Here is a 12727-nt window from a genome sequence, read left to right on the forward strand (position 1 = left end):
CACCAACCCCCTCTTTTGTTGTGGTTCACGGATCGCTGCGGTTACTTTTCGCGCGGAAGGCGAACCATTCCCTCTTGGGCGACGGTGGCCACGAGCTCTCCTGCGCGATTGAAGATTCGACCGGTCGACAGGCCGCGAGCACCCGAAGCACTGGGGGACTCCTGAACGTAGAGCAACCATTCATCAACTCGGCAGGGACGATGCCACCACATGGCATGGTCGAGGCTGGCTACCGACATGCCCGGGGCCATCCAGCTAATTCCGTGTCGGCGCAGGATGGGTTCAAGCAGCGTGTAGTCGCTGGCATAGGCCAGCGCCGCGCGGTGCATGGCGGCATCCTCCGGCATGGGTGCGGTGGTCTTCATCCAGACGGCGTTGATGGCTAGACGCTCCTTGGCGCCCCGCAGAAACAACGGTTGGCTGATGTAGCGAATATCAAAGGGTCGCCCGTACGCAAGTTCCTGAGCCATCGGGTGATCGATGTCCCCGAGGAGATCCGCGGTGGTGGGCAGCGTCTCGGGATCCGGCACGCCCTCGGGCATGGTGTCCTGATGATCCAATCCCTCCGCGTGCGTCTGGAAGGAAGCGATCATCGAGAGGATCGGCACCCCCTCCTGATAGGCATGCACCCGGCGGGCCGAAAAAGATCGTCCATCACGCAGGCGCTGCACACCAAAGGTGATGGGGAGGCTTGCATCTCCGGCACGCAGGAAGTATCCGTGCATGGAGTGGATGGGGCGGTCATCCTCGACCGTTTTGGAGGCGGCGATGATTGACTGACCCAGCACCTGGCCACCGAATACCCGTTCGCGTGCTTGCGGCGGGGTGTGGCCGACGAAGATATCCTCGTCGGTGCGTGCATCGGGATCCCCGCTGAGATTCAGCAGCTGAATCAGCTTCTGAGTTTCCGAAAGGTTGGTGCTCACGGTGGTGCTCCTTGGTACGCGAATATTGATCTGGTAAGACACTATCGCCCCCGCGCCCCGAATGCTGTATCTCGAGTGGTGGGCGCATTGATCCCCAGCGTGCCCGACGTGGAAAGATGGGTGTTATGGCTAGTGAAACCGTTGTATTTGAGGATCAGGAAACCGTTGCGGACCTGAGCACCTTCTTTTCCCGTGCGCGCTCGATCGAGGACGGTGCGGCGATGTTGCAGGCCAGTGGCACCGCGCTGGCAATCTATGTCCCGGTGCTCTATCCGGAGTTCCTGGGCGATGCGGTTCCCACCGTGCTGGGGATGCGCGCGGTACGCCTGAGTCAGGCAGCCGATGCCCAGGGAACCTACGCCATTGGCGCGCTCACCGACCGCTTGGCGCGGATGGATGGTGCCTCGCGCGAATTAGCTGTACCCCCCGCCGAACTCAGCGCCTCGTGGGCAGGGCGTAGTGTGCCGCTCTCCGGCTGGGAGAAGCGTGAAACTATCGCCGATGATGTCCTGCTGGCCGAGGCCTTGCGGGGGATCGGCGTGGTGGCTCAGGCGCTGCCGGAGAACGCCGGCAAGCCGGTATTAAAAACCGTGCGTGCACGCATCTGGTCTTCCCCGCTTAATGGCACCCAAACGCCGATGCCGCTGGGCATGGCCTTCGGTGCCCACGCACTGGGATTCCTGCGCGCGGGCGCGACATCAAGCATTTACGCTTCCGCTGGTTGGCTGCGGCTGAGCAGCACCGGCGGGCACATGCTGGTGCGCCATGGCGGGGTATTGGGCTAGAGATCGGCCCCGGCGCTCCCGGGTGAGCCGTCCCGGAGATTTAGTCCGAGTCGTTCAGTCCGGGGCGTTCATCAGGGAGTGGGCGGCGCGGTCGAAGTAGTCCCACAGCGTCGCTTCTTGCAGGGGCGGCAGCTCCAAGGAATCAACCGCCGTGCGCATGTGGCGCAGCCAGACATCGCGGTTGTGCGAATTGATCGTGTAGGGTGCATGGCGCATGCGCAGGCGCGGGTGGCCGCGGCGCTCGGAATAGGTACTGGGTCCACCCCAGTACTGTTCCAAAAATAGCTGCAGGCGCATCGTGGCAGGGCGCAGATCCGTTTCCGGGTACATGGCCCGGAACTCGGCATCGGCCCCCACCGATTCGTAGAACTTTTCCGCCAACTTGGCGAAGGTCTCACGCCCGCCGACCTGCGCGTAAAAACTGCCCTCATACAATGCGGGATCAGGCTCGTCGCCGGGTGTTAAGCGGCCCTCGGGCAGAGCCGAGCTCAGCGATGCACCGACCTGGCGCACCGGTATAAGCGCCGGTTCGTGGGCGGAAGTAGGCTCCGGGGTTGGCTCGTTCACGTGTGGTGTCCTTTCATTCTCCGGCGGTGCGCCGGAGGGTGGGGCAATAGCGCCCATTATGCCGCGTTTGGTGCGGCCTCTAGGTCGACTTTCGCCCTCGGCGTCAGCCTTGGGAAGGTGGTTGGGGTAGCGGTCCCAGGTGCTTGAGCGCCTCGCGCAGCGCGAGTTGGCTCATCACCGCGTGCTGTTCGGCGATCCACCCGCGGACCCAATCGGGATCTGTCTTGGCATACTGGCGCAACGCCCAGCCCATGGCCTTGCGGATAAAAAACTCGGGATCCTCCAGATTGGCTCGCAAGACCTCGTCAAGTAGCTCGGTGTCCGTTGCCGGGCCCAGATGCAGCTGAGCGATCATGGACATCCGGCGCTTCCACATGAAGGAATCGGTTGACCACTCGCGCAGCAGCGCGGACATGGGCTCGGGATGCGCGCGCAGCAGCAACCCAAAATGTCGTGATAATCCATCAACGATGTCCCACCACGCCCCGGTGATGATCATCCGCTCATACAGCGGCAGGAACTCTAACTTGCCGCGGCACGGTGCGCTCGCGCAGATTTCCTGCACGGCATACCAATGCTCGCGATGGGTGGCACCTTCCCAGATCTCCGTTGCCAATTCCAGCAGGTCCGCCGTGCCGGAGGTGTCCCTGGCCAGCTCACGGGCGATGCGCCGCACCATGGGTACGGGCACACCGATAAACGGTTGCTCGGTCTTCATATATGCGGCCGCCGCTGCGGCCTTGCCCTCGATGGCATGGGGCACTAGCGCAGCATTCAGCCGCTCGATGGCCGGGGAATACTCAAAGGCCGGTGCCATGCTTCAGTGATCGGTGGTGGAAGGAAGCGTGGGTTCATGGTGCACGGGGAAATTCACGCTGCGAGCAATGAAGCAGACCGAGTTGGCTTCCTGGTGCAATGAATCGGCCAGTGCCCGCTGAGACTCATCCTGCAAAACCACACGAGGGGTGAGTCTCACCTCGAGGAATTCGCCACTGCCATCGCGGTTCAGTCGCAGCGTTCCACGTGCTTCATCGTCATAACCGGTGACCACCACGTGGTGCTTCACCGCAATGTGCAGGTAGGAGAGCATGTGGCACTGCGAGAGGGCGGTGAGGAGCAACTGCTCGGGGTTCCAACGATCCTTGTCCCCATGGAACGTCGGGTCAGCGGTACCCGCAAGATCCGGCAACCCAGGGGCACTGATCACATGGTCGCGGCCGTAACCGCGATAGCTGGCGGTGCCCGCTCCGCGGTTTCCTGTCCACGAAAGGGAGATGGAGTAGTTGTGTAGGGCCAGGTTCATGAATCCATTCTCGGTCATGATCCGCGCTGGCGCACAACCGCCCGGCGCTTTAATGGGATAACGCCGAGCCGCGTCGGTAAAACGCGGCCCGGCGTCCGTGGCAAAAACGCCCCGGATACTCCTTAGACGTCGGCCCTTTGTGCTGCCAGAGAGCGCACCACCGAATCGCGAGACTCGGTGACCAATCGGCGCAGTGCGGGGGAGTCGGAACCCAAGGTGTTCAGGAAGGCATCGCTGGCATCCAACGTCGCCTCAGAAACTTGCGCGGCAGGGAAGAGGCCAACGATGATCTGCTGAGCGATCTCGTGGCTCTTGGACTCCCAGATGCCGCGCGCCGCGGCAAAGTAGCTCTCCACATACTCGGAGAGCAGTGCCGCATCGTGCACACGATTAAACCCGGTGATCGCCGCCCGCTGTTCCAGGTTGGACAGTTCCCCACCCAGGATCCCAGCCCAAGCGCTGGCCTTGGCCTCGCTACTGGGGATCGCAGCCTTGGCGGTAAACGCGGCCAGCGAACCGTTCGCGGTGTTATCACGTGCCAATTCCGCGTTGATTTGCTCCTCGGTGGCCCGGGAACCGGCGGCCAGTGAGATCAGCAGCTCCCAGCGCAGATCGGTGTCGATGCTCAGACCCTCCAAGACCAACTCTCCGGCCAGCAGGGACGCCACTGCATCCAGCTGCTCGGTGGAGTTTGCCCGTTGGGCGAAGGCCTTGGTGAACTGCAGCTGGGAGTCCGAACCGGCGGCGGCCCCCTGCGCCAGAGCCCAGAGGCTCTGCGCGGCTCGCGTCGATGTTTGTGCTGCCGCCTCGGGATTAACGTAGTAATCCAGGGCGGTATTCAGCTGGCGCAGCAGCACCATGACCACCGAGGAATCCGATTCATGCGCGATGTTTTTCAGCACCAGCTCGACGTAGGCGCGGGCCGGGGTCTCGGCATCGCGCACCGCATCCCATGCGGCTCCCCAAACCAAGGTGCGCGGCAGGGAATCGGCGAAGTCCTTCAGATGCTCGGTGGCGGTGGCCAGGGAGAGCTCATCAAGGCGGATCTTGGCGTAGGCCAGGTCATCGTCGTTCACCAGCACCAACGCGGGGCGCTGGCGTCCCAGCAAGGTCGGGACCTCGGTGCGCACACCCGCCACGTCGAGTTCTTCGCGGTGTACCCGGACCAGCGATCCGCTCTCATCAAGGTCGTAGAAACCCACGGCCAGGCGATGCGGGCGGATCGTGGGGTAGGCCTCGATGGCGCTCTGGGTGATGGCGAAGGAAGTGATCACTCCGGATTCATCGGTATCGATCACCGCGCGCAGGGTATTTACGCCCGCGGTTTCCAGCCATGCGGCCGACCAGGCCGAGAGATCGCGGCCCGAAGCGGCCTCCAGCTCACGCATCAAATCCGGAAGTTCGGTATTACTCCACGCGTGCTTGGCGAAGTAGCTTCGCACGCCGGCCATGAACTGCTCCTGACCTACCCAGGCGACCAGTTGGCGCAAAACCGAGGCGCCCTTGGCGTAGGTGATGCCGTCGAAGTTCACCTGCACGTCTTCCAGATCGTTGATCTGCGCGACGATCGGGTGAGTGGAGGGCAGCTGGTCCTGACGGTAGGCCCAGTTCTTCTCCATGATGTTAAAGGTGGTCCACGCGGAGGTGAATTCGGTGTTCTGCGCCGCGGCGAGTGTTGACATGAACTCGGCGAAGGACTCGTTCAGCCACAAATCGTTCCACCAGCGCATGGTGACCAGGTCGCCGAACCACATGTGAGCCAGTTCGTGCAGCACCGTGATGGCGCGGCGTTCAACCATGGCGTCGGTGGGTCGCGAGCGGAAGACGTAGGACTCTAGGAAGGTGACGGCACCGGCATTTTCCATCGCCCCGGCGTTAAACTCGGGCACAAAGAGCTGGTCGTACTTCTCAAAGGGGTAGGGCGTGCCGAACTGTTCCTCGAAGAACTCGAAGCCCTGGCGGGTCAGGGTGAAAATGTTCTGAGCGTCCAGGTGCTCCATGAGCGAGGCGCGGGCAAAAACACCCAGCGGGATGACTCGGCCATCGCTGCTGGTCAGCTCGGAACGCACGGCCTTGTACGGGCCGGCGATTAGCGCGGTGATGTAGGAGGAGATGGGCGCGGTGGGGGCAAAGGCCCAGGTCTTGGCGCCGGGGTGCGCGGGCACTGGCGCCGGGGTGGTGGCGTTGGAAATGACGTCCCAGTGTTCCGGCGCGGTAATGGTGAAGGCGAAGGTGGCCTTCAAGTCTGGTTGTTCAAAAACGGCGAACATGCGTCGAGCATCCGGAACCTCAAATTGCGAGTAGAGGTAGACCTCGGAATCAACGGGGTCAACAAAGCGGTGCAGGCCCTCGCCGGTGTTCATGTACAACGCATCGGCGTCGATCACCAGGGTATTTTCCGCCGCCAGATCCGAAAGACTGATGCGTACCCCGTCCGATACCGTGGCCGGATCCAGCTCGGTCCCGTTCAGGTTCACGGAGCGGACGGCGGCCGTCACGGCGTCGATGAAGGTGCTGCTGCCGGCGGTGGCGGAGAAACGTACCGTGGTCCGGGAACCGAAGATGGTGTCGGAAACGGTTAAATCCAGCTCGACATCGTAGGAGTGCACGGTGATCAGTGCGGCCCGGGCGCGGGCCTCTTCGCGAGTGAGGTTCATTCCTGGCATGGTCTGACGTGCCTTTCGATGGTTGCCGGTCTGCAATAACTGTTTTTTGCTGCACGCGCTAGTGGGCGGGCCCCATGGGGATGCACCGGTAGCGGGGAATGTGAAACAAACCTTGAACAGTGTGCCCATTCTCTCACCAACACCCCTCGGTGTCGCAAGTGGCGAAGTGCTGGTTGGATAGATGTCATGGCTATGGGTGTGGTTTTGCTGGGGTATGGCGCGATCGGTCGGGCGGTTCACCGCTCGCTGGCCGAGCATCAGGAGGATGTTGAGGTGCTGCGCATCGTGGACCGCGCGGTTCTGGAGGGCGGGGCACAGAATGCCGCAACGGCCCTTGGCGACGCGATCGCCGGCGCACAGCTGGTGATCGAGTGCGCCTCGCCCGCCGCCGTGCGCAGCTACGGCCCGGGCATCATCGGATCCGGGAGCCATCTCCTGGTGGCCTCCCTCGGGGCGCTGGTTGACCCCCAGCTGGCTCAGTGTTTGTTGCACGATGGGCCCGGGCGTTGTTACCTATCCACCGGAGCCATCGGGGGACTGGACCTGATCCGCGCCACGGCAGCAACGATCGAGCAGATTACCCTGTGTACGCGCAAGGCGCCGCTGGCACTGCTGCACCCCGGCCTTCCCGAGCATCTTCGCTCCCTGCTCGCTGGGCTGCGGCCAGAACATGGCCCAGAGCAGGTCTTGAGCGGCAGCGTTGCCGACGCCATCAAGCTGTTTCCTTCCAACATCAACGTCGCCGCAGCCCTGGGTTTGGCCGCGGGGAATATGGCTCTGGTGCGGGTGCAAATCATCGCCGATCCGACCGCCCGCCGTACCACCCACAGCATTAACGTCCAGACCAGCAGCGGGAAATATAGTTTCGAGATTTCCAACCTTCCCGATCCCGCCAACCCCGCCACCAGCGCCCTGACCGCGCGCTCGATGGTCTCCGGAGTGCTGCGTCTGGCCGGCCGCGGACCGCACTTCATCTAGGGCGAGAGGAATGAAACCCATTCAATGTTCTGGATAGGCTGTGGGTAAATCCAACAATCCACAACAAGCAGGGGGACCCAGCCCACCATGAGTGCACCATCTCATCAACCAGCACCGTCATCCGCCCCACGATCGTGGGCACTGTGCCTAGGTACCATGCTCGTGATGCTGGTGGTGCACCTGGGCAGTACGGCCCTCTGGCACCAGCGGCTGCCCGATCCGCTGGCCACGCACTGGAACGGTGCTCTGGTGGCCGATGGGGCAGGCGGCATCCTCACCCACCTGTTGGCCGGCAGCTTCGTCCTGGTGTTGCTCGGGATCCTCATGCCCTTCAGTGCCCGCTCGGCCGCGGGGTCGCGCACCGGTGCACCACTGCTGGTGGGCCTGGGCAATGCCCTGCTGGTGATCATCGGCGGCATGCTGCTCTCCGGTCTCATCGGGCAACTTGATGCACCCGAGGCGCTGGGCACCAGCATGGATTTCCGCGTGCTGATCGCCGTCCTACTGCTGGGGATCGGCTGGGGTGTGGCCTCCGCCTTCCTGGTTCGCGCGGCACTACCCGCAGAGCCCGCCATGAGCGAACATCTGCTCGGCGAGCCGGCGGCTGCCACCGTGGCGTTTACTCCGGGGACCGTCATCAGCTCCACCGTGCGGATGCCCAAGGTGCTATTGCTGGTACTCGGCGCCCTCATTGCCGCGCTGCTAGTCTTCACATTCACCACCCGCACCGAAGGCGCGTTGGTCAATTGGTCGCTGCTCCCCGCTGCCGTCATCGTGCTGCTGGCTTCAGTGCTCTTCCTGAGCGGACGCGTGGTGGTCGATGAACAAGGCATCCGCGTCTACGGTGGTGGCCTTGTCAAGCTGCTGCACGTGCGCCCCGAGCACCTGGTCAGTGCCGAACACCGGGACATTAGCCCGTCCGAATTCGGTGGCTGGGGTCTGCGCATCAGCGGTGCGGGAGTGGCCTTCATTACCGGGGCCGGTCCCGGAGTCATTGTGCAGCGCAAACGCGGGGCGGCGCGCATCTATTCCGTGGCCACCACCGAAGATGCGCAGAAGATGGCGCTGGTACTGAATTCATTAAGCACCACCAACCCCCTCTAGCTGTCATCGACTTAGTAGCACGGCGTGCCCGGGGCTAGGCTGGTTTCTGCACCACACCCCCTCCATGCCTAAGGACACCACTCATGCGCGTTCACATTGCCACCGATCACGCGGGCCTCGAGCTCAGCGCCCACCTCATCAACCACCTGCGCTCCCAGGGCTTTGACATGGTTGACCACGGGCCGGCGGCTTACGACGCCGAAGATGACTACCCGTCCTTCTGCATCAACGCGGCCCTAGCAGTGGTGGCCGACCAGAACGCTGGTCTGGACTCACTGGGTATCGTGCTGGGCGGATCGGGCAACGGCGAGCAGATCGCTGCCAACAAGGTGGCTGGCATTCGTGCCGCCCTCGCTTGGAATCTGGACACCGCCCGACTGGCCCGCGAACACAACAACGCCAACGTTGTTGCCGTCGGCGGGCGCCAACACTCCCTAGAGGAAGCCACGGCCATCATCGAGGCATTCCTCGCCGAGCCCTTCTCCAACGTTGAACGCCACATTCGCCGCATCTCCAAGATTGCGACCTACGAAACCACCGGCGAGGTTGTGGCCTAAGTCAAGGTCAATCGCCCACCATGCCCGAAGGCCACTCGGTACACCGCCTGTCCCGCCAATTTGACGACGTCTTTGGCGGGCAGGTCCTCACCATCTCCTCCCCGCAGGGCAGATTTGCGCCCGCGGCTGCCCTGATTGATGGGCAACGGTTGATCAGCTCCCGGGCCCACGGAAAGCAGCTGTTTCTCGGGTTCGGAAACGACCTGGTATTGCGGGTGCATCTGGGGCTCTATGGCGCCTGGAGTTTCGGCGGGGACGAGCATTTCTCCGGCGCCTCCTCGATTGGTGCCCCGCGCAAGGTGGGGGAACGGGAACAGGGCCCCGCTGCCGCACCCGGTCCCTACAACGGTCCGCCGGAACCGGTGGGAATGGTGCGCGCCAGATTAGTCTCGGCCCACGGCTGGGCCGACCTTCGTGGCCCCAGCGCCTGTGAGGTCCTGACTGTCGAGCAGGCACTGGCCGTGCGCGCCAAGCTGGGTCCGGATCCGCTGGTGGCAGCGGCCGGGGAATTTGAGTTGAGTAAGGGGCGGGGAAGTGCCCAGGCGCACCAGGCCGATGCCCGAACTGCCCGCAAGGACTTCGTGGCACGCCTGAGTCGCAAGCGCACCCCCATCGGAACCACGCTCATGGATCAGGGAGTGCTGGCTGGCGTGGGAAATATCTACCGTGCCGAGGCCCTGTTCCGGCGGGGAATTGACCCCTTCATGGTGGCCAGCGAGCTGTCGGTGCGCGCGGCAGGGATGCTGTGGGATGACATCGCAGAAATTATGTCCGATGGTGTTCGCGACGGAAAGATCATCACCACTCGCGTGAACGATCGCGGTGCCGGGGACCTCTGGCCGGATAACGCCTACTACACCTACCAGCGTCAGGGCCGAGGGTGCAGGTTATGCTCCGCCACCATCGCACTGGCGGAGGTTGGCGGTCGCAAGCTCTACTGGTGCCCCGGCTGCCAACGGGTCAAGTCGAGCCGTCCCTGACCTCGCACGATCACGTGAATCGGGACGAGAACCGTCGATTTGCGCGGCGCCGAAAGATGGTGCTAAAGTCTAATCCGTTGCCACCGACAAGGTGAGCAAATGCGGGGATGTAGCTTAGTGGTAAAGCCTCAGTTTTCCAAACTGATGATGCGGGTTCGATTCCCGTCATCCCCTCCGGTAAAGAGTGTTTTGGTTTCCATGGAAACCGAAACACTCTTTTTCTTTGCCCCGCTGCTGGCGGTGGATCAGATGCTTTGCGGCCCCGAACTAGGGCCGCAGCGGGAGCTCTTGACCCAAGCGGGAGCCCGAATTTGGTTTTCCGCGAAATGCTTGTATGGTTGTTCCGCGCCGTCGACGAATTCCAAACTTCTGGTCGACGGGCGATTAGTAGAAATATGTTTATTCCGCATAGACTGTTTCTGCACTAATCGGGGTGTAGCTCAGCTTGGCTAGAGCGCGCGCTTTGGGAGCGTGAGGTCGCAGGTTCGAATCCTGTCACCCCGACTCTGTATTCAACCCCGTAACGGAATCCGTTACGGGGTTGAAGTCCAGCTCAGACCAAACAACACACCAGGAGTACACCGCTGTGAAGAGCGCCGTCGAAACCCTCACCCCCACCCGGGTCAAGCTCACTGTTGAAGTTCCTTACGAGGAACTGAAGCCGCGTATCGCTGAGGCCTACAAGACCATCGCCAAGCAGATCCAGGTTCCCGGCTTCCGCGCCGGCAAGGTCCCGTCCCGCATGATTGATCAGCGCGTCGGCCGTGGCTACGTCCTGGAAACTGCCATCAACGAAGGCATGAACACCTACTACCAGCAGGCCGTCACCGAGAACGAAATCGTTCCGCTGTCGCGTCCCGAGGTAGAAATCACCGAGCAGCCCTCCGCTGAGGTTGCCGGCGAAGGCCAGCTGGCCTTCCAGGTCGAAATCGACATTCGCCCGAGCATCGAACTGCCTGACTACAAGGGCCTGGCAGTCACCGTTGAAGCCAGCGAAGCCGGCGACGCCGACATCGAAAAGGCACTGGATGACCTGCGCGGTCGCTTCGGCACGCTCAAGTCCATCGAGCGCCCGGCCGCCAACGATGACTTCATCACCTTGGATTTGACCGCTACGGTCGAGGGCGAAGAGGTCGATTCGGCCACCGGCCTGTCCTACCAGGTTGGCGCAGGCACCATGCTTGAGGGCATGGACGAAGCAGTCACCGGCCTGTCCGCAGGCGAAGACGCTACGTTCGTCACCAAGCTGGCCGGCGGCGAGCACGCAGGTGCCGACGCACAGGTCACCGTCGTGGTTACCGCCGTCAAGGAGCGCGAGCTTCCCGAGGCCAACGACGACTTCGCACAGCTGGCGTCCGAATTCGACACCATGGCCGAACTGCGCGAATCCTTGGCTAAGGATGCAGCGGAGTCCAAGGTTGTTGAGCAGGGCGTTGCGGCTCGCGACTTGGTTCTCGAGCAGCTCTTGGCACTGGTTGAGGTTCCGGTTCCGGAGTCCGTCATCGCCGAGCAGGTTGAGCAGCACTTCGAACAGGGCGCCCACAACGAGGGCGAAGAGCACGACACCGAAGAGCACCGCGCCGAGGTCAGCGAGAACACCGCCAAGGCCTTCAAGAACGAGATCGTTCTCGACGCAGTGGCCGAAGCAGAGAAGATTGGCGTTGCCCAGTCCGAACTGATCGACTACATCGTGCAGACCGCAGGTCAGTACGGCATGGACCCGAACCAGTTCGCGCAGATGCTCGACGGTGCCGGCCAGGTCCCGATGCTGGTTGGCGAAGTTCGCCGCCGCAAGGCACTTGCCAAAGTCCTGGAACTGGCAGTTGTCACCGACAGCAACGGCAACGTTGTGGATCTCTCCGACTTCGTTCGCCCGGGCGACGAAGCAGAGAACGCCTCCTCGGCGTCGTCCGCTTCCTCTGCCTCATCAGCCTCATCGGCTTCGGCAGCATCCGCTAAGTAGTGCGGCGCCGCTGACGCGGCAAGAGTTTCCCAGCGTGGAGTCACCTGTAAAAGGTGGCTCCACGCTTCTTTTATGTGAGCTTTTAAGCCTACGGCGATGGCATCAGCCCCGACCATGCGCCGACAGCGAACAGTTGGACTTAGGCCCCCAAATCCGCTGGCCAAGGCAGTAATGTTCAAGGAAGTAAAGAGCCAGTGACTCGACGGACAGAACATCGGGTCACGGCATCACGGAGAGGTATCAGAACATGTCCAGTGACTCCCGCACTCCCACGATGGCTTCGGTAGATCCGGCCGCACGTGAGGACTACATCTACAATCGTCTCCTCAAGGAGCGCATCATTTGGTTGGGCACCGAGGTGAGCGATGCTAACGCAAACGCCATCTGCTCCCAGCTTTTGCTGCTCTCCGCAGAGGACCCGGACAAGGACATCTGGCTGTACATCAACTCACCGGGTGGTTCCATCACCGCCGGTATGGCGATCTACGACACCATGAACTACATCCCTAACGATGTTGTCACTGTCGCCACCGGCCTGGCCGCCTCGATGGGCCAGTTCCTGCTCTCCTCGGGTACCCCGGGTAAGCGTTACGCCACCCCGAACGCCCGCATCCTGATGCACCAGCCCTCTGGTGGCATCGGCGGTACCGCCTCGGATATTCGTATCCAGGCAGAACTGATCCTGCACATGAAGAAGGTCATGAGCGAGCTGACCGCGGCCCAGACCGGCCAGAGCCTCGAGACCATCCTCAAGGACAACGAGCGCGATAAGTGGTTCACCGCCACCGACGGACTCGCTTACGGCTTCTTTGACCACATCGCCCAGTCCGCCGGCATTGTTTCCGGTGGCGGCGGAGTCTCGAAGTAACGCGACGGCACCCGGCAGACCTAACTGATT

Annotated in this window: 12 protein-coding genes and 2 tRNA genes; 9 read left to right on the forward strand and 5 right to left on the reverse strand. The window is 62.6% G+C overall.

The window, feature by feature from the left end; genetic code table 11:
* Positions 1-41: 41 nt before the first annotated feature.
* The gene (locus tag HED64_RS08300) at positions 42-926 is read right to left on the reverse strand and encodes an acyl-CoA thioesterase (protein ID WP_168151578.1); all 885 of its coding nucleotides are present in this window, start codon (positions 924-926) and stop codon (positions 42-44) included.
* A 125-nt stretch (positions 927-1051) separates the two neighbouring features.
* On the opposite strand from HED64_RS08300, the gene HED64_RS08305 reads away from it, so the two are divergent.
* The gene (locus HED64_RS08305) at positions 1052-1711 is read left to right on the forward strand and encodes a DUF8185 domain-containing protein (RefSeq protein WP_168151579.1); all 660 of its coding nucleotides are present in this window, start codon (positions 1052-1054) and stop codon (positions 1709-1711) included.
* Between the two features lie 54 nt (positions 1712-1765).
* Here HED64_RS08305 and HED64_RS08310 read toward each other — a convergent pair whose 3' ends face one another.
* From HED64_RS08310 to pepN, 4 genes are all read right to left on the reverse strand, one after another.
* Positions 1766-2146: a globin gene (locus tag HED64_RS08310; protein WP_168151792.1), complete on the reverse strand. Its 381-nt coding sequence runs from the start codon at positions 2144-2146 to the stop codon at positions 1766-1768.
* A gap of 235 nt (positions 2147-2381) precedes the next feature.
* Entirely contained in the window at positions 2382-3095 is a 714-nt protein-coding gene (locus HED64_RS08315) for a DNA alkylation repair protein (protein ID WP_168151580.1), read from the reverse strand.
* Between the two features lie 3 nt (positions 3096-3098).
* Entirely contained in the window at positions 3099-3581 is a 483-nt protein-coding gene (locus tag HED64_RS08320; RefSeq protein ID WP_168151581.1) for an OsmC family protein, read from the reverse strand.
* 122 nt (positions 3582-3703) lie between these two features.
* Entirely contained in the window at positions 3704-6247 is a 2544-nt protein-coding gene (gene pepN, locus HED64_RS08325; protein ID WP_168151582.1) for an aminopeptidase N, read from the reverse strand.
* A gap of 186 nt (positions 6248-6433) precedes the next feature.
* Here pepN and HED64_RS08330 point away from each other — a divergent pair, with 186 nt between their 5' ends.
* The 8 genes from HED64_RS08330 (at position 6434) to HED64_RS08365 (ending at position 12697) form a co-directional block, all read left to right on the forward strand.
* Positions 6434-7225 (forward strand): aspartate dehydrogenase domain-containing protein, encoded by a 792-nt coding sequence (locus HED64_RS08330; RefSeq protein WP_168151583.1) that lies wholly within the window; start codon positions 6434-6436, stop codon positions 7223-7225.
* Between the two features lie 87 nt (positions 7226-7312).
* Positions 7313-8329 carry an SdpI family protein gene (locus HED64_RS08335; RefSeq protein WP_168151584.1) on the forward strand — a complete coding sequence of 339 codons (1017 nt, stop codon included), beginning with the start codon at positions 7313-7315 and terminating at the stop codon, positions 8327-8329.
* 83 nt (positions 8330-8412) lie between these two features.
* Positions 8413-8886, forward strand: a complete 474-nt coding sequence (locus HED64_RS08340; RefSeq protein ID WP_168151585.1) for a ribose-5-phosphate isomerase — start codon at positions 8413-8415, stop codon at positions 8884-8886.
* A gap of 20 nt (positions 8887-8906) precedes the next feature.
* Entirely contained in the window at positions 8907-9866 is a 960-nt protein-coding gene (locus HED64_RS08345; RefSeq protein ID WP_168151586.1) for an Fpg/Nei family DNA glycosylase, read from the forward strand.
* A gap of 103 nt (positions 9867-9969) precedes the next feature.
* Positions 9970-10040, forward strand: a tRNA-Gly gene (locus tag HED64_RS08350).
* A gap of 255 nt (positions 10041-10295) precedes the next feature.
* A tRNA-Pro gene (locus HED64_RS08355) sits at positions 10296-10370 on the forward strand.
* A gap of 82 nt (positions 10371-10452) precedes the next feature.
* Positions 10453-11829, forward strand: coding sequence for a trigger factor (gene tig / locus HED64_RS08360; RefSeq protein WP_132363459.1), 1377 nt, complete (start codon positions 10453-10455; stop codon positions 11827-11829).
* A 274-nt stretch (positions 11830-12103) separates the two neighbouring features.
* Complete coding sequence (locus tag HED64_RS08365) at positions 12104-12697, forward strand: ATP-dependent Clp protease proteolytic subunit (protein ID WP_168151793.1); 594 nt, start codon at positions 12104-12106, stop codon at positions 12695-12697.
* Positions 12698-12727: the final 30 nt, after the last annotated feature.

Origin of the sequence: Paeniglutamicibacter terrestris, assembly GCF_012271785.1 — a bacterium.
In the GTDB taxonomy this organism is placed as follows: Bacteria; Actinomycetota; Actinomycetes; order Actinomycetales; family Micrococcaceae; genus Paeniglutamicibacter; species Paeniglutamicibacter terrestris.